Source organism: Bacteroides timonensis, from assembly GCF_000513195.1.
Classification (GTDB): Bacteria; Bacteroidota; Bacteroidia; order Bacteroidales; family Bacteroidaceae; genus Bacteroides; species Bacteroides timonensis.
On sequence record NZ_CBVI010000028.1, the window covers coordinates 1 to 17111 of the forward strand.

The window sequence follows — 17111 nt, forward strand, 5'->3', positions numbered from 1 at the left end:
CAATTTGGCTATGTAATTCAAGTGGTCATTAGCGTATACAAAGAACAGGGATTCAAACCTATTCATAAGAGGTGGATCGTAGAAAGATCATTCTCATAGATGGACAATGATAGGAGACTCTGTCGAAACTATGAATTGACATTCGATTCAGCAGAGGAAATGGTCAAAATATCAGCTATAAAATTATTATTGAAGAAAATTTAAACAGGCTCTAAAAGCAAAGAATCGTCATTGGCGGTTCTAAATGTAGCTCGTCATCTTGCATTTTATGTATCTGCGTATAAATGTCCAATCATCTATGATGATTTGTACAAATCTACGACTTTTATTATAATAAGCAGTAGTTTTATGTAAGAGATTTGAAGAGAGTATCATCAATCTCCAATAGTTATAGTGGCATTTGATGAAAATGAGTTATGTTCATTATGGCGTACATACCCCAACTGATTGCAAAGTAACTTAGTTTGGCCTATCATGCTACCAGTTCCATCGTTATAATGAGTATGCCCATATATCCAATATTCAGCATCACAATGTTCAATAAAAGTATCCATGTCAACCGCAAAAGCTGAATTTATGGGGCTTGATGTGAAACGAGGATCACTGATGCAGAGTGTAGGTTGATGGTGGGTGATTACAACCTTATGCTTGGCGATTGAGGTACTCAATGCTCCGGACAACCACTCCACACATTTTTGATGTAATGTCTCGTAATCCTGTGAGGTGAAACTTCTACCTTGATACTTGATGCGGTGGCAATCGGTCAACCCCATCTGCACGGCAACAAGTTCAGCTGGTGGTATGATTGTCCACAGAGTAGTAAAGAAGAGCTCTGTATTTTCAATCATAACGCTTCTGTTGTTAATGTAATGTACGTTTTCACGAATGCAGTATTCATAATCATCAAAACGCTCGCAGAGTTCCACTCTGTCGTAATATTCGTGATTGCCGGGAATGATGTAGGTTTGCTGATAATGTTCGGCACACCAATCAAAAAAAGGATGATTCTCCCAAGATTTACCTCTGAACACATGTGTATCACCTGCCAGCACAAGAATATCACCCTTCACTTCTAAGGGGTGAAGTACCAGAAAGTCGGAATTCTCTCGAAATTCAAGATGCAAGTCGGATGCATACTGTATTTTCATAAGCCAAAAATTAGTTTTAATCGTTCGATCAATTCCTCTTGAGATAAATTACCGGCACCCATGTACTTAGCCAAACTTTGGGTATTGATAGGGTTTCTTTCAATATAATCAATAAACGTATGCATATCCCGTTTTATACCCTCGGGGAGTTGCACTCTATCGTTATTTTCATCGAGAATAAAGGAAATGCGATACACGTCCTTCTTATGCTTATCGATGTCATCTTGTTGCACATGCCCACCTGCAACCTTACGGTCATAGTTGCTCACATAAGCTTTTGCTTTCAGTGCTATAAGGGCAAATTTGTCGAGCACTTGTACGCCATGAATTTCGGTAATATGAGATACAGCAAAATGATAGTATTCGTCATCCATCATAATGGCCGAGAAACTAGATAAATAGTCTTCTTCATTGCTAAGGTGCACGAGATGAATGTCATCGGGGACAGTAATCGTATCCGGTACCCGACAAAAGAGTTCGATATACTTCGGAAATGACTTGTCCTTCGGATTGTCGAAACGATAGTAGGTACGTTTGAGCCCATCCTCTGTCTTGATAATCCCTGGTTGGTAACCAGCTGTGCGAATCATCTCCCAAAAGCGTTGAATGTAATCGGTAGACATGGCCTCACATACCACAATCATATCAATGTCGTGCGTAGTTCGCCCCATCAAGTCATTAGCGTCAAGATTGATATTTGTGGCCGTACCGCCAATAATAACATAACTGCTTTTAAACGATCCGAGGTATTCACGAATACGTTCTATTCCATATATTGTCATAATGTTTTTTCTAATAATCGTTCAATTTGTCCTTGAATACGCTCATCTTCATGATCTTTGTAAATGAGAATCATTGAAAGAGGATCGATGAAACCGCCTTTAGCAAGTGTAGCAGGGTTATATTTCCAAAACTCTATTCGCGTTGAATCCGGAAGGTTTGTTGCAGATGCTTTCTTCAGAAGTTGCCGCCCCATTTCACTACGTTTCTCTACGGCATAGCCATGTTGTGGCATATACCCCATATCCGTGTAATGACTTAACGCATCGTCGTATGAAAGAGGAGATGCTTGAACATCTGCTTTCGCACTAAGATACCCCACCTTGTCTATCGGTGAACTCATCATGGGGAGTGCTTGCACCCAAAGCTCTTTGCGTTTGCTTTTAAACACAATACTCTTCCCTCTTCCTTCCAAGGGGACAATATCACATAATCCTGCTTGCTTCAGTTCGGCCGCTATCATAGAGATTGTTTTTGGCGGATAGCTCAAACGCTCGGCTAACTCCTTGAATCCTATGCCTTCGACTTCACCTTTTTGTAAATAATAAAGTACCAGGAGTTGGGCAGCAGGAGTAAGCATAGAAAACTCTTTATAGCTATTCAGCCGTCGCTCGGTAAAATAAGTGCCCATAGTTGGAAGATAAATTTGACGATCTGGCACTATAAAGCAAACCTTATGCTTGATTAATTGTCGACGTTGATCGCCATCCAATGCGTTCAAGTAAAGAATGCATGGAAGTTGAAGTTTTTCTTCAGCTGACTTCAGACGTCTGATAAGAAGCGACATAGGGAAGGTTCCTTCGGACGAATGGCTTTTTACGAGCACATGCTCTATACCTCCAATTGCCAATAGTCTACCCGTAAAGAGGTTGGCTATGGGAGCAGGAAACTGGTCAATAGCCTTACGCATATCACCCTTGTCTTCAAACTCAAATCCTAGTATGCTTGAGATATAGCTTCTTATATTACCTATATATCCCATAATTACCTTATAAAGTATTGATGCAAAAATAAGGTAATTATATAGAATTTCCAAAGGATTAAAGGTAAATCTTCGGTAATCTACACTTTTTTCCTACATTAGTAACAGAAATATTTCATGTTTCGCAAGTTCAACTTGCTATTTCTAATTTGTAAATATCACATATTTGGCTTGTACCGTCAGTAATGTATTTTATTACATTATGAGGACACCTGCCGTCATTTTAATGATTCCGCAGCCACAGAACAAGCATTAAAACGATATATTCCCACTTATGACAAGAGTCGTAAATTTATGGAGAAAGAGAAATGGGTGAAAGACATGATTGCTGACGGAAAGCAAGTGGTAGCAAAAGCAATCAGAACCGGTAAATCAACTCCCACCCCAGAATATGCCTATCCAGATTACTCTCGTGCTGGTAGCAATAGAAAACGTCTGCCGACCAAGAGGACGACAGTTTAGCTTCCACCCCACCGCGGGCACGGAAGCGAGCGGCATGAAACCATTTGTCCTTTCCCAGATCGTGGTATTGCTCTAAAGAGGCATAAGGCGCCCATATAGTTACCTTGTAAGCCGCTTTCAGGCGGGTACGGAGGCGGAATTCATCTGCCCCGCGCCCATCAAAGGTGTGCTGGAAACGTTCGCGCAAGGAGAATGTCCATTGTCGCTTTTTGAAGGAGAGAGAAACTCCCGCATGATAACGGTGCCGGGATTTCCACCCGTCTTCACCACGATTGCGGTAGTGGAATTCATAACAGCCCTCTGCCTTCAAGCATGAAAGCAAACGCACGGAAGCGCCCACGCCCAATCCCCAACGGTCTATCTCGTCCCATGCATCACGGGTGCGCATCTCCACATCTCCCGAAAATGCAACCCTCGATGATAAATCATGACTAAGCTTCATCTTATTCCAAGTCACAAGATCCCTGTCTTGCGCCTGCAAGGAAGACAGGCAAAAGAAAAACAATACTACAAACAGAGAAGCAAATTCCGGCAATAAAGCGCGTCTTTTCAGGATATCATTCTTAATTGTTTTCATGCCTTTTCTTTTGATTCCACAAAGTTAAGGATAAATTCTGTAACAATTCTGTAATACCAGAGTCATTTCCATAACAATGGCAACACCAATCTGACCACAAGCAACAAAAAAGTTATATATCTTGTTCAATATTCGACAATTAATTGTATTTTTGCAAAAAATTATGCCAATTATGAGAAAAAACATGTTAGGGATGATGATGCTTATTACAATCTTGGCTTTTGTTATAAGCAGTTGTACTGATAAAGACGTTTATCAGGGTCCCAAAGAAGCCAACAAAGAATTCAATGAATTCGATTATGAAACAGTTCAGAACGAAGTCAACTTGGAAGTCAGCTACCTAAATAGTGAAGTACAAGCTAACGTTTACTTTGAATTGTATGATGAAATGCCCGTTACTCCCGGTGAGTACAACTACATTAAACGGGATGATGTATCTCCCCTCTTCACAGCCTACACTGCCGACAACAGTGTTTTCAACGGAACCGTGGAACTGCCCGCTTACGTAAAGAAAGTATATGTCTATACCCCGGCATTCTTTGCACAGACCCTGATAGAAGCAGAGGTCGTCAACGGAGTCATCAAAGCCACGGATGGAGCGACGGATGCAAACACCCGTACAGTATCTTCCACAAGTCAGGAATACAACAGCTATATGTTGACAGAAGAGAATACTCCTAACGAATATAACGATACACGCTGGAAAGGCTGGCTAGGCAGTTACGACAAATATAAGAACGGAGAAATCAACTATACATATCAAGGAAAACTAGCCGCCCAAGAAACAGATGGACTCTATACCGCGCATACGCGAGTCATCAACGCTGAGACATCCTGCCCGAAAGAATATCGCAGCTACTCGGACATGTACCTCAACGAAACTGCCGAGGTGGCAGTGACTTTCCTCGGACAGAACACTTGCTGGAATTGCTCTATGGGTTATTACTACTATAAAGAAGGAGAAAACCCGCAAGACCCGAAAGATGCCCATGTCATTATGCTGTTTCCAAATACACAAGATGGACAATGGGGAAGGGATCCCCAAAAAGCCGCGCCGACCGCCGGTATAAACAGGTTGACATCCGTCCAACTGAAATATTATCCCAACATTGCCCAAGGAAGTATGGAAGGCGAGACTAATGCATTCCCTAGCGGATACAGAATAGGTTTTGTTATTGCCAACAACGCATGGAGCAACCGCATACAAGGATACACCGGCAACAATAAATATCGTGCAGCAACATCAGAAGGCCTCAGCATTAAGAATCAAGGAACAAATTTCAACTCTCCTCGTACTGCTGTATACAGATATGGTGATTGGGTCATGATTTCGTTCGAAGACTACACTACGGATGAAAACTTCAGTGACGTTGTGATAACTCTGAAATCCAATCCGGTAGATGCCATTACGAATATACCCGAAGTAGATCCTGATAACGACAAGACTACAGTACAACCGTCATTGAAAGGAACTTTCGCCTTTGAAGATTTGTGGCCCAGCCAGGGAGATTATGATATGAACGACGTTATGGTACGCTATTCTTACGGAAAGACTTTTGATATAAACAATAAGATTTATAGCGAAACGTTCGTCTTCAAGACTTTTGCAAACGTGGCAAGCAACAACAACGGCCTGGCATTCAAGCTGACGACCAACGGCACTGTGTCTTCTGCAACTTTTGCCGTATGCAAAGCCGGAGAAACTGAATTCAAGGAAGAGAAGCTGCAGTATGAGGCAACAGATAACGTATATATCCTGACAGACAATGTGAAAAGCAACATGGGAGGAGAATACAAGATAACCGTCAACTACGAAAAAGAATCGCCTGCTACCCGGCAGTCTGGCGCCGAGGCTTTCATCTTCAAAAATGAAGATAACGGAAAGCGTTGGGAAGTACACCTCCCCAAACGTAAACCGACATCTAAAATGGAAACATCTTATTTCGGAACAGGAGATGATGCTTCAAAACCGGAGAAGGACATCTATTATGTACGTAACGGTTCCTATCCGTTTGCCATCTTCCTCAGTGGAGCTGACGAAAATAGCCTGAGCAAGATGCTGGATAAAGCAAACGAAAAAACTGCCGTTGAACAGCTTTACAGCGGATACTCTGGATGGGTTGAAAGCAATGGCACACAAAATCAGGACTGGTATAAAAAGTAGGGAAGCAACACTCTGACTACACGACCGCAAACTTTTACTAAAACTTCCCCGGATTTTCACTAAATCTTGCCGGAAGTTTTAGTAAATCTTGCCGGAAGTTTTAGTAAAAGAAAAAAGGGCTGAAATATGAGATTTCAGCCCTTTTTCTTTAGTTTCTACTTAAAGGCGGCCAGCTGCTTTCAGATGTTCCTCTATCTTCTGGAAGAACAAACTCAGATGTGAACCATCCACGAATGCATGATTTACATAAATGGAAAGAGGAAACACCAGGCGCCCTTCACGAGATACAGCCTTGCCGGAAGTCATCAGCGGATAACTGCAACCATTACCAACTTCAGCCAACGTGTAGGTGGTAGATGTGAAGTACATCTTGGGCACCGCGCTCAGATGAACGACATCATAATAGCCCTGCGCTCCCAGCACCTTCTCGGCTCCGTATGGGTCGCCGTCTTCCGGAATATTGGTTATCAAAGAATAAGCCTCGGCATAAAAGCTCTCGAAATCTTCATGATAGGGAATGCGGACGGTATAGAAAGTCTTGCCCGGCACAGCTATCGGAGAAATGATATCTACCTTATCGTGAAAAATGACTTGACCGTTCTTATCCGTGCGGTAACGAAGTTCCGGAACCTCGTTAGCCGAACGAACTACGGCATAAAGATAATAAAGGAAGAAAGAACGCCCGGAAGCTCTTGCCGCGGCACTGGCTTCGGTGCAATCAATCTCCGTGGTAATGGAATACCATGAATTCACAAAACCCCGGAAGAAGTTATAATTATCCCGGCGTTCCCATGTATCAATGTCTACAATATGTTTCATTTTTCTTTCTTATAGTTCTCCAGTCCGGTTTGCAAGAACTCGATATACTTAGGAATATCCTCGTCATAGGAATAAGACTTATTCAAAGGACGGCCTTCATTATCAATCAGCACATAGAACGGCTGCGCGTTTGCACCGAACTTGACCCGTTGCAGATAACTCCATTTATCGCCTACGGTACGCAAGGTACGCTCTCTGCCATTCTCAACCACCTTTACAGGTTCGGTCAGCGGAGTCTTATCATCTACATAGAGTGTGATGAGTACATAGTCGTTATTAATGATATCGCTCACTTTTGAATCTGTCCATACGGCAAGCTCCATCTTACGGCAGTTCACGCAACCATAACCGGTGAAGTCGAGCATCACAGGTTTGCGGTGCTGGCGGGCATATTCCATTCCGAGATCGTAATCATCGAACTTGGCATGTACCTCGTTATTATAAAGATTGAAGTCCTGCGTCTGCATGGGCGGAGCAAAAGCGCTTACCGCCTTGAGCGGAGCCCCCCACAAGCCGGGAACCATATATACAGCGAAAGCAAGTGAAAAGAGCGCCATAAAGAAGCGGCCCACTCCCACCTTCGTATCGTCATCATCGTGCGGAAACTTGATCTTGCCCAGCAAATAGAAACCCAGCAAAGCAAACAGTACAATCCACAACGCCAGGAAGGTTTCGCGGTCGAGGATACGCCAGCCGTATGCTAAATCGGCTACGGAAAGGAACTTCAGGGCAAAAGCCAGTTCCAGGAAACCGAGGGTAACCTTGATGACATTCATCCATCCTCCCGATTTCGGCATAGACTTCAGCCAGGACGGGAACAGTGCGAACAGCGTGAACGGCAATGCCAGAGCAATAGCAAAACCAAGCATACCGATGGCCGGAGCCACCACACTGCCCGTTGTGGACACCTGCACCAGCAGAAAGCCGATAATGGGACCTGTGCAAGAGAAAGACACCAGTGAAAGCGTGAATGCCATCAGGAAGATACTGAGCAAACCGCTTGTCGCTTCTGCCTTACTATCTACCGCGTTACTCCATTTAGAGGGCAGCGTCAGTTCGAAAGCTCCGAAGAAGGAAGCTGCAAACACAACCAGCATCAGACAGAAAAGGATATTGAACACGGCATTCGTGGAAAGTGCATTCAGTGCACTGGCACCGAAGATCAACGTAATGGCCAAACCTAAAGTTACGTAAATCACCACGATAGAAGCGCCATACGTCCAAGCATCACGAATACCTTTCTTTTTATCTTTGGAACGTTTCAGGAAGAAACTTACCGTCATAGGGATAATAGGCCACACACAAGGCGTGAACAATGCCAGCAGTCCACCGAGGAATCCGGTGATAAAGATATAAATCCATGACATATCTTCCTGCGAAGTGGTTTCACCATAAGATTGCAGATCATTGATGACAGGTTTCCACAAGTCAATGTTGCCCGCCACATTTATATCCGTCGGACCATCTGCACCACCTATTATACCGGTGGAAGCTGTATCAGCAGGTGTTTCAGTTTGGGAAGCAGGCTGAGTTTCCGGTTTCATGTCCTCTGCCGGAGCTGTTACCTTTTCAGCAGGAGTTGCGGCTGCAGCACCTTTAGCGACTTCCGCTTTACCTGAAAAATTAAATTCTACCTGTGTAGGAGGCAAACAGTTCTCATCATTACAAGCACCGAATTCCAGAAAACCTTCAATTTTATAATCTCCCCCAGTGAGCTTCAGCTTCTGAACAAATTGTGCCGTAGACTCAAAATAGCGCACGTTCATCTCGAACAACTTATCATAAGAAGCTATTTCTTTTCCTTTCGGCTGCAACTTTCCTACAACTGTAGCACCGGATATCTTCTCTACATTGAAGGTAGCCGAGATAGGACCACCGTCACCCAGGTCGGTAGAATATACATGCCAACCCTTATCGATAGTAGCGGTAAATACAATTTCCGCCTCTCCCGCTGCAAGCGTCTTCAGTTCCGACTTAAACTTGACGGGTTCCTGTATCTGCGCTTGCGCCACGACAGCAATCAGCAACAGACAAATGGATAATATTTTCTTCATACAATGATTTTAATTACGAGTTACAAATTACAAATTACGAATTGTCAATTGTCAACTGTCAATTGTCAATTGTTTCGTAGTCAACACAAGCGCGGTTCTCCTTTACATCAGCAATCAACTTGCCTGCCGCCACATGCTCGGGATGAGTAGCATAGAATTTCACGTCGTCCAACGTATCAAACTCGCTGTAGAGGGCAATGCTCCAAGTTTCGCCAGGATTCATATTGAGTCCAACTTCTATCTTACGTATAACAGAGATTTTAGCTGGCAAAGCCTCGATAGCGGCCTTGAATTCTTTCATTGCTGTCAGCTTTTTGTCAGCCGGAGCTTCGTCTTTTAATTTAAATAATACAATGTGTTTGACCATAACTTTGCTATTTTAATGATTTATCTATATATTTGTCAACCGAAGCGATTAATATTAACCGCAAAAATACTCGTTTTGTTTTAAATATACACTTAAACGGATGTTAATAATAGGAATTGCAGGCGGAACTGGCTCGGGAAAAACCACCGTCGTACGTAAAATCATTGAAAGCCTGCCGGCAGGCGAAGTGGTACTGTTACCGCAAGACTCTTACTATAAGGACAGTAGCCATGTACCTGTAGAAGAACGACAGAACATCAACTTTGACCACCCGGATGCTTTCGATTGGAGTCTTTTATCTAAACACGTAGCCATGCTGCGTGAAGGAAAAAGCATTGAACAACCCACCTACTCGTATCTTACCTGCACACGAGAACCCGAGACGATTCATATCGAGCCACGGGAAGTAGTGATCATTGAAGGGATTCTTGCCCTGTGCGACAAGAAACTGCGCAGCATGATGGACCTCAAAATCTTTGTGGATGCTGATCCGGACGAACGTCTGATTCGTGTTATACAACGGGACGTAGTGGAGCGCGGACGTACAGCAGAAGCTGTTATGGAGCGGTATACCCGTATCTTGAAGCCTATGCATCTGCAATTCATCGAACCATGCAAACGATATGCGGACCTGATCATACCCGAAGGGGGAAACAATCAGGTGGCAATCGATATTCTGACGATGTATATAAAGAAGCATCTCTGAGAATTAAAAATTGAAAATGAAAAATTAAATGAAAGCAACCGCTAATCTTTTCCTGATTGCTTTGCTATGTCTGTGCTGCCTATGGGGGTGCGGAAATAAACGGCATGGTTCCATGCCCGATGAAGCTGTGGGCGATTTGCAACAGATAAAAGATAGCGGTGAACTCGTTGTACTGACGCTATACAGTTCTACTTCTTATTTCAACTATCGTGGTCAGGAAATGGGGTTCCAGTATGAGTTGAGTGAACAGTTTGCCAAAAGTCTCGGGGTAAAACTGCGCGTTGTGGTGGCAAGGAATGTACAGGGACTTATAAAAAAGTTACTGGCAGGAGAAGGAGACATCATTGCCTACAATGTCCCCATCACGAAGGAATTTAAAGACAGTCTGATCTATTGCGGTGAAGAAGTCATCACACATCAGGTCATTGTACAACGTGCAGGCGGGAAAACAAAACCGCTGACGGATGTAACGGAACTGATAGGTAAGGATGTATATGTAAAGCCCGGGAAGTATTACGACCGCCTGGTAAATCTGGATAAAGAACTCGGTGGCGGCATCCATATCCACAAAGTGACTAATGACAGCATTTCAGTAGAGGACCTCATCACACAAGTATCCCAAGGAAAGATTCCTTATACGGTAGCCGATAATGACGTAGCCAGACTTAACACTACGTATTACCCCAACCTGAATATTAAATTATCCATCAGTTTCGACCAAAGGGCTTCCTGGGCGGTGCGCAAGGATAGTCCGGAACTGGCAGCCGCCGCTAATAAATGGCATGAAGAGAATATGACTTCTCCCGCCTACACTGCCAGTATGAAGAGATATTTTGAGATCAGCAAGGCAACTCCACACACTTCTATCCTTTCTCTTCGTGAGGGAAAAATCTCACACTTCGATGAATTGTTCAAAAAGTATGCTTCGGAAATAGACTGGGACTGGCGGTTGCTTGCCTCTCTGGCCTATACAGAGTCCAACTTTGATACGACAGCCGTTTCATGGGCCGGAGCCAAAGGATTAATGCAGCTGATGCCTGCCACAGCACGTGCCATGGGAATCCCCGAAGGAAAAGAACAGAATCCGGAAGAGAGTGTGAAAGCTGCCATAAAATATATCAATGCTACCAGCAAGAGTTTCTCTTCAGTACCGGAAGAGGAGCGGCTCAACTTTGTACTTGCTTCCTACAATTCGGGTATCGGGCATGTGCTGGATGCAATGGCACTGGCTGAGAAATATGGAAAGAACAAGTATGTCTGGAAAGACAATGTAGAAAACTTCATCTTATTGAAAAGCAATGAAGAATACTTCACCGACCCTGTCTGCAAAAACGGATACTTCCGTGGAATAGAGACATATAACTTTGTAAGGGATATTATGGGAAGGTATGAGACGTATAAGAAGAAGATAAAGAAGTGAATAAGCTAAAATAAATTTAGCTTATTCTTCTGCGCTTCCTCCAACGAAACTGTCTTCGGTGCTTGCGCAGCATTCTTTTCACGCAACTGCTGATATTCTGAACTTAATTTTTCTTTCAATTCCTCTCTGGCTTTCGGATTCATCAAGCGGGCGGCTACCATTGCATTCTGCGAAGCATCTTTCAGATGGACTACAGGAGCATGATAGACGGGAGCTATTTTCAATGCTGTATGCAGTCGGGAAGTAGTGGCGCCACCTATCAATAAAGGAATATCGGCACCTGCCTTTTCCAGTTCCATAGCCACGTGTACCATTTCTTCCAATGATGGGGTTATCAGACCACTGAGTCCAATCATATCCACCTTTTCTTCCAAGGCACGCTGAACAATCGTTTCGGCAGGTACCATCACACCAAGGTCTATAATCTCATAACCATTGCAGGCCATGACCACAGAAACGATATTTTTGCCTATATCATGCACATCACCTTTCACCGTGGCAAGCAGGACTTTTCCGGCAGAGCTGGAGCCTTCTTGTTTTTCCGCTTCAATTACAGGCTGAAGGATGGCAACGGCTTTCTTCATGGTACGGGCTGTTTTCACCACCTGGGGCAAAAACATTTTTCCGGCGCCAAAGAGCTCACCTACATAGTTCATACCAAACATTAAAGGACCTTCGATGATATCCACTGCTTTCGGATAGAGCTTCAGGGCTTCTGCCAAGTCTTCCTCCAGATAGTCACCCATTCCTTTTGTCAAAGCATGTTTCAAACGTTCTTCCACACTTGTCCCATTACGCCATGAAAGAGGGGCAGCTTGTTTATCAGCAGCATTGCCTTTCTGTTGTTCGGCAGCAGCTTTCTGTTGCTCAGCAGTTTCTATCAGGCGTTCGGCAGCATCGGGACGACGGTTTAAAACCACATCCTCTATACGTTCCAGTATATCGGCAGGGATGTCGGTATAAAGTACAGCCGTAGCCGGATTTACGATCCCCATATCCATTCCTTCACGGATGGCATGATAAAGGAACACCGCATGCATGGCTTCACGGATATAATTGTTGCCGCGGAAAGAGAATGAAAGGTTGCTAACGCCACCACTGACATGCGCACCCGGCAGATTCTTACGTATCCAACCGGTAGCCCGGATGAAGTCTACAGCATAATTATTATGTTCATCCATACCCGTAGCTACGGCAAGGACGTTAGGGTCAAAGATAATATCATGAGGATTAAAGCCCACTTTCTCAACCAAAAGCTGATAAGCACGGGCACACACTTCAATCTTACGCTCGTATGTATCCGCCTGCCCTTTTTCATCAAAAGCCATTACTACGGTAGCCGCACCATATTGCCTGATCGTGCGGGCATGTTCCAGAAACTTTTCTTCTCCCTCTTTCAGAGAGATTGAATTCACGATGGACTTTCCTTGCAGACATTTCAATCCGGCAACGATTACCTCCCATTTAGAGGAGTCAATCATTACAGGAACACGGGCAATCTCAGGCTCAGAAGCAATCAGATTGAGAAAAGTAGTCATTTCAGCCTGTGCATCCAGCAGGCCGTCGTCCATATTTACATCCACCACCTGCGCCCCGTCTTCTACTTGCTGGCGGGCAATGCTGAGGGCTTCATCGTATTTCTTTTCATTAACCAGACGCAGGAACTTGCGGGAACCGGCCACATTGCAGCGTTCTCCCACATTGATAAAGTTCTTCTCAGGAGTCACTTCCAACAATTCCAGGCCGGAAAGCCAAAGACTTTCGGGTTTCGGAGCAGGAACATGGGGAGCAGCACCGGCTATCAGGGCAGGATATTCGGCGATATATGCATCGGTCGTACCACAGCAACCGCCAATGATGTTTATCAGCCCTTCCTGAATATACTCTTTCACTTCATGCGCCATATCGGCAGGCGTCTGGTCATATTGCCCCAGGCTGTTGGGCAACCCCGCATTGGGATATGCACTGATATAATAAGGAGCACGGGCAGCAAGCTGTTCCAGAAAAGGTTTCAACTGGCGGGCTCCAAAGGAACAGTTCAAGCCTACCGAAAAGATATTGGCATGCTGAACCGAGGCAAGAAAAGCCTCCAAAGTCTGTCCCGACAGAGTACGTCCTCCTGTATCGGATACGGTAACGGACAGCATAACAGGAACTTGAACGCCTGTAGCCTCCATAGCCTTTTCCGCAGCAAAGATAGCTGCTTTGGCATTCAATGTATCGAATATGGTTTCTATCAACAGAGCATCCACTCCACCTTCCAGCAAAGCTTCCATCTGTTCCCGATAGGCATCGGCAAGCTCATCGTAAGTCAGCGCACGCATAGCCGGATTATTCACATCGGGACTCATGGAGCAAGTCTTATTGGTAGGTCCGATAGAGCCGGCTACAAAACGTGGTTTATCAGGTGTGGAAAATTCATCAGCTACTTCACGTGCCAGTTTAACGGCAGCCAGATTCATCTCACGTACATATTCCTGCACATGATAATCGGCCATACTGACACTGGTAGAACTAAACGTATTGGTTTCAATGATATCGGCACCTGCCATGAGATACTTACGGTGTATATCCTGTATCACATCAGGGCGCGTCAAGCAAAGCAGGTCATTGTTTCCTTTCATCTGACCGGGGATACCGGCAAAGCGTTCTCCCCTGAAGTCTTCCTCCGTCAAGTTGTACCGTTGTATCATGGTGCCCATAGCACCGTCTAAAATAAGGATGCGCTCACGCACCAACTTTTCAATTGAAACCATTTGTATTCAGTGATATAATCATCTCTTAAACATCCGCGCCATATCGCGTTTATCATCTTTCTCTTTCAACGCTTCGCGCTTGTCGTATTGCTTTTTACCTTTGGCAAGGGCCACCACCACTTTGGCAAGTCCTTTTTCACTGATAAACATACGAATGGGAACCATTGTAAAACCGGGGTCTTTTGCTCCACGCGCCAGTTTATCAAGTTCTTTTTTGGTAAGTAAGAGTTTGCGCTCCCTGCGTGCCGAATGGTTATTGTACGAACCGTAGAAGTATTCGGAAATATGCATATTCTTCACCCACAACTCGCCATTGGCAAAGTAACAGAAGGTATCCACAAGGCTTGCTTTGCCCATGCGGATCGATTTAATTTCCGTACCCGTGAGCACAATACCCGCGGTATAAGTGTCTACCAATTCGTAATCGAATGTAGCGCGCTTATTTTTTATATTAACAGGAGCTTGTTTCATGATTTCAAACGTTAATTAAGCACCATCGTCAGCTTGTTGAATATAAACTGAATGAGCATAGGACAGGCAATCAGTAGGATGGAAGAAATGATTGTAAACCGTAACCGGTCTTTTTCTTCTACTTCCATCAACGTGGAAGCCCCCTCCCACACCACATACACAATATAGAACTGCAACAGCAATCCGATGATATTAAAGTCCGGCAATATGCCGATAATAATCCGGAGCAAGAAAAGAACAACCAGCGCATAGCCCGCAAACTGTTGCGTCAAGGGCATGTCACTGTCCATCATAAACATTTTAACGCGCATCGCATTTATGAGATACGCCGCCAGAAAGTACCCTCCAAAGAGGGATACTGCCACCGCGCAACATTGCGTCATGGCATATTGAAAACTCTCGGGACCGCCCCACCCCTTCGCCAGCAAAGAACCGATGAAGACGGACAATCCGCATAAACCAATCATAGGATAGACAAAAGCAGTAAATACTTTTCGCCTATCCTCATCCAAACGAATTTCCTCCCAGGCCTTGGCCGGAGAGGAAATCAGTAACATTGCTATATGGAATAATGCTTTGTAATCCAATATTATAAATTTGCTACTTTTGAATAATCAAGTTCATAAGTATATTCACGATAGCCTTCTGTTGAACCTTCAGTAATTTCAGGAGAATTTCCTGACTGTTCTTGAACTATAATTTTAATAGTTTTCAATTTATTTGTACTTCCTCCATTAAATTCATTTACGAAGTCAGTGATTCTAAACGCTTTATTAATAATTCCAGAAACTGTTTCTTTTGCAGCATCCTCACTTGATTCATGACGCAAACGTAATACCATCGTATCTTCAGTATTATCTTCATCTTCCTTGTCATACACCAAATAGAACGAATGTTTAAGGGCGTTTTCCCATGCTGACTTTTCCAAATAAAGCCCAATAGGCATAATCAACCAATTTTTACTATAAAAACCAGGGATATAATTAGAATTGGCAGATGTAGCAATCACAGATCTATTGTATGAAACATCTTCCATTACACTATAAGTCTTTTCATTCAATTTTTCAGCACCTATAACTGAAACTACAATTTTCTTGGTATTCTGATTAACTTCTTGTGTACTTGTATCATATTGTGCATTTAAAAAAACGATATCACCAGGATATGCGTTTTCGGATAATCCAGTTATTGTCAAAGAATTAGCTTCATATACAATATCACTACCTTCTACCTGAAATTGATATGGCAAAATACTTTTTAGAGTAATAATACCATATACAGGCTGAATAGTATTATCATCACTGTTTATGCATGAAGATAAAGAAACACCCATTATTAAGGTAAGGGCAACCATCCAGATTTTAAATTTAGCCATTTTCATTGTTCTATAAATATTAGAGTTTGCAAATTTAGATAAAAGAATCGAGTAACACCGCACTCTCCTCGTTTTTTCATTGTTTTTAAGAGTAAATGAAATATTAATCTAAATACTGCAAACCCTAATATCTATTTAACGCTAATTAACCATTAATCAATAACCCTTGTTTCAACTAACTCATCAGTATCCATTACATATAAATTATAGTACAGATAAGTAGTGTCTTACCCTATATTTGGTTGACAACTATTAGTATCAATAAATATAGGGTAAGACAAAATGCCATGTTACAGCAAGAAAGAAGCGGTAGTGCGAGTGTCGGGATTATTATCATTTTGACAAATTGTATTTTTAATTGGTCGAGAATCGTCTGTTTCTACCCGGACACCTACAAGGACGGAAATACGCAAACAAAAACGAGCAAATAGCACTATGATAGGTAGTTATCGAAATGATTACATTTCTTTTAGAACGAAAACAATTCTCAAAAGTACATTTATAAGTAAAAATCATGATGCAGATAAGTCCGTTACCCGTAAGTAGTAACCCTTTTACCCGTAAGTAGTAACCATATCACCTGTAAGTAGTAATGATATCACCCGTAAGTAGTAACCCTTTTCTGCATAAGCAGCTTTCAAACATGCAAGAATATGCGCCAACAACACATATTCATTCCTTATTTATTCACCGCACACTCCAAAATGAAGATTTACAAATTAACGCATGTTACGGAAAATAGTCATTTGCTATCACTTCAAAGCCCCAAAGAGCCTGTTTGCTATCATTTAAACAAACCACCAAAAGCACAAAGCCATCGAATATGCCCGAAACATGTTTCGCAAGCAACGTTTTATTGCCACCTGATCTTTTCATCCAGTGTAATTGTCTTATTCCCACTTCCAGGATTATTAATCATTTCCAGAATCAGTTCTGCCGCCCCTTCCCCCATCTCGATAAGCGGCAGGTCAGCACGAAGAGTCTGATAGGCTTCGATGCAGTCTGGCAGTATGCCGCTGACAGGGTTTCA

At 43.3% G+C, this 17111-nt stretch carries 15 protein-coding genes and 1 pseudogene; 4 read left to right on the forward strand and 12 right to left on the reverse strand.

What is annotated here, in order from left to right; translation table 11 throughout:
• Positions 1-374: 374 nt before the first annotated feature.
• The 3 genes from BN161_RS07395 to BN161_RS07405 are packed head-to-tail and all read right to left on the reverse strand — an operon-like array spanning position 375 to position 2910.
• Positions 375-1148 carry a metallophosphoesterase gene (locus BN161_RS07395; RefSeq protein ID WP_044264461.1) on the reverse strand — a complete coding sequence of 258 codons (774 nt, stop codon included), beginning with the start codon at positions 1146-1148 and terminating at the stop codon, positions 375-377.
• Positions 1145-1930, reverse strand: a complete 786-nt coding sequence (locus tag BN161_RS07400; RefSeq protein WP_044264464.1) for a hypothetical protein — start codon at positions 1928-1930, stop codon at positions 1145-1147. The genes BN161_RS07395 and BN161_RS07400 overlap by 4 nt, the downstream gene beginning before the upstream one ends.
• On the reverse strand, positions 1927-2910 hold the full coding sequence (locus tag BN161_RS07405) for a helix-turn-helix domain-containing protein (protein WP_125910769.1): 984 nt from the start codon (positions 2908-2910) through the stop codon (positions 1927-1929). The genes BN161_RS07400 and BN161_RS07405 overlap by 4 nt, the downstream gene beginning before the upstream one ends.
• A 192-nt stretch (positions 2911-3102) precedes the next feature.
• On the opposite strand from BN161_RS07405, the pseudogene BN161_RS30430 reads away from it, so the two are divergent.
• Positions 3103-3249, forward strand: a pseudogene (locus BN161_RS30430) (RloB family protein); the annotation flags it as partial.
• A 19-nt stretch (positions 3250-3268) separates the two neighbouring features.
• On the opposite strand, the gene BN161_RS07410 reads toward BN161_RS30430, so the two are convergent.
• Complete coding sequence (locus BN161_RS07410; protein ID WP_044264469.1) at positions 3269-3949, reverse strand: DUF2490 domain-containing protein; 681 nt, start codon at positions 3947-3949, stop codon at positions 3269-3271.
• A 172-nt stretch (positions 3950-4121) separates the two neighbouring features.
• Here BN161_RS07410 and BN161_RS07415 point away from each other — a divergent pair, with 172 nt between their 5' ends.
• Positions 4122-6113 (forward strand): LruC domain-containing protein, encoded by a 1992-nt coding sequence (locus BN161_RS07415; RefSeq protein ID WP_052356202.1) that lies wholly within the window; start codon positions 4122-4124, stop codon positions 6111-6113.
• 159 nt (positions 6114-6272) lie between these two features.
• On the opposite strand, the gene BN161_RS07420 is transcribed toward BN161_RS07415, so the two are convergent.
• From BN161_RS07420 to BN161_RS07430, 3 genes are read right to left on the reverse strand one after another with little or no spacing between them, the layout of a single operon-like run.
• Positions 6273-6932 (reverse strand): CatA-like O-acetyltransferase, encoded by a 660-nt coding sequence (locus BN161_RS07420; protein WP_044264473.1) that lies wholly within the window; start codon positions 6930-6932, stop codon positions 6273-6275.
• Positions 6929-8986, reverse strand: a complete 2058-nt coding sequence (locus BN161_RS07425; RefSeq protein ID WP_044264475.1) for a protein-disulfide reductase DsbD family protein — start codon at positions 8984-8986, stop codon at positions 6929-6931. The genes BN161_RS07420 and BN161_RS07425 overlap by 4 nt, the downstream gene beginning before the upstream one ends.
• A 58-nt stretch (positions 8987-9044) precedes the next feature.
• Positions 9045-9353, reverse strand: coding sequence for a Dabb family protein (locus BN161_RS07430; protein ID WP_007664136.1), 309 nt, complete (start codon positions 9351-9353; stop codon positions 9045-9047).
• Between the two features lie 100 nt (positions 9354-9453).
• On the opposite strand from BN161_RS07430, the gene udk reads away from it, so the two are divergent.
• Together udk and BN161_RS07440 are read left to right on the forward strand one after the other, a co-directional pair.
• Complete coding sequence (gene udk, locus BN161_RS07435; protein ID WP_044264478.1) at positions 9454-10059, forward strand: uridine kinase; 606 nt, start codon at positions 9454-9456, stop codon at positions 10057-10059.
• A 28-nt stretch (positions 10060-10087) separates the two neighbouring features.
• On the forward strand, positions 10088-11479 hold the full coding sequence (locus BN161_RS07440; protein ID WP_044264480.1) for an MltF family protein: 1392 nt from the start codon (positions 10088-10090) through the stop codon (positions 11477-11479).
• A gap of 5 nt (positions 11480-11484) precedes the next feature.
• On the opposite strand, the gene metH is transcribed toward BN161_RS07440, so the two are convergent.
• The 5 genes from metH to BN161_RS29755 all read right to left on the reverse strand — a co-directional run bounded on the left by metH (position 11485) and on the right by BN161_RS29755 (position 16957).
• Positions 11485-14235, reverse strand: a complete 2751-nt coding sequence (gene metH / locus BN161_RS07445) for a methionine synthase (protein WP_052356203.1) — start codon at positions 14233-14235, stop codon at positions 11485-11487.
• A gap of 18 nt (positions 14236-14253) precedes the next feature.
• Positions 14254-14706 carry an SsrA-binding protein gene (gene smpB / locus BN161_RS07450; RefSeq protein WP_044264482.1) on the reverse strand — a complete coding sequence of 151 codons (453 nt, stop codon included), beginning with the start codon at positions 14704-14706 and terminating at the stop codon, positions 14254-14256.
• Positions 14707-14717: 11 nt separating this feature from the next.
• Complete coding sequence (locus BN161_RS07455; protein WP_081743657.1) at positions 14718-15263, reverse strand: Yip1 family protein; 546 nt, start codon at positions 15261-15263, stop codon at positions 14718-14720.
• 32 nt (positions 15264-15295) lie between these two features.
• Positions 15296-16081, reverse strand: coding sequence for a hypothetical protein (locus BN161_RS30100; protein WP_209441892.1), 786 nt, complete (start codon positions 16079-16081; stop codon positions 15296-15298).
• A 729-nt stretch (positions 16082-16810) separates the two neighbouring features.
• Positions 16811-16957: a hypothetical protein gene (locus BN161_RS29755; protein WP_167332508.1), complete on the reverse strand. Its 147-nt coding sequence runs from the start codon at positions 16955-16957 to the stop codon at positions 16811-16813.
• Positions 16958-17111: the final 154 nt, after the last annotated feature.

What these genes read in the sequence shown, in the direction of transcription:
- BN161_RS07420 (WP_044264473.1), bottom strand. Translation starts at nt 6,932, where the DNA reads ATGAAACATATTGTAGACATTGATACATGGGAACGCCGGGATAATTAT.
- metH (WP_052356203.1), bottom strand. Translation starts at nt 14,235, where the DNA reads ATGGTTTCAATTGAAAAGTTGGTGCGTGAGCGCATCCTTATTTTAGAC.
- BN161_RS07405 (WP_125910769.1), bottom strand. Translation starts at nt 2,910, where the DNA reads ATGGGATATATAGGTAATATAAGAAGCTATATCTCAAGCATACTAGGA.
- BN161_RS07410 (WP_044264469.1), bottom strand. Translation starts at nt 3,949, where the DNA reads ATGAAAACAATTAAGAATGATATCCTGAAAAGACGCGCTTTATTGCCG.
- smpB (WP_044264482.1), bottom strand. Translation starts at nt 14,706, where the DNA reads ATGAAACAAGCTCCTGTTAATATAAAAAATAAGCGCGCTACATTCGAT.
- BN161_RS07400 (WP_044264464.1), bottom strand. Translation starts at nt 1,930, where the DNA reads ATGACAATATATGGAATAGAACGTATTCGTGAATACCTCGGATCGTTT.
- BN161_RS07430 (WP_007664136.1), bottom strand. Translation starts at nt 9,353, where the DNA reads ATGGTCAAACACATTGTATTATTTAAATTAAAAGACGAAGCTCCGGCT.
- BN161_RS07440 (WP_044264480.1), top strand. Translation starts at nt 10,088, where the DNA reads ATGAAAGCAACCGCTAATCTTTTCCTGATTGCTTTGCTATGTCTGTGC.
- BN161_RS07455 (WP_081743657.1), bottom strand. Translation starts at nt 15,263, where the DNA reads ATGTTACTGATTTCCTCTCCGGCCAAGGCCTGGGAGGAAATTCGTTTG.
- udk (WP_044264478.1), top strand. Translation starts at nt 9,454, where the DNA reads ATGTTAATAATAGGAATTGCAGGCGGAACTGGCTCGGGAAAAACCACC.
- BN161_RS29755 (WP_167332508.1), bottom strand. Translation starts at nt 16,957, where the DNA reads ATGAAAAGATCAGGTGGCAATAAAACGTTGCTTGCGAAACATGTTTCG.
- BN161_RS07395 (WP_044264461.1), bottom strand. Translation starts at nt 1,148, where the DNA reads ATGAAAATACAGTATGCATCCGACTTGCATCTTGAATTTCGAGAGAAT.
- BN161_RS07415 (WP_052356202.1), top strand. Translation starts at nt 4,122, where the DNA reads ATGAGAAAAAACATGTTAGGGATGATGATGCTTATTACAATCTTGGCT.
- BN161_RS30100 (WP_209441892.1), bottom strand. Translation starts at nt 16,081, where the DNA reads ATGGCTAAATTTAAAATCTGGATGGTTGCCCTTACCTTAATAATGGGT.
- BN161_RS07425 (WP_044264475.1), bottom strand. Translation starts at nt 8,986, where the DNA reads ATGAAGAAAATATTATCCATTTGTCTGTTGCTGATTGCTGTCGTGGCG.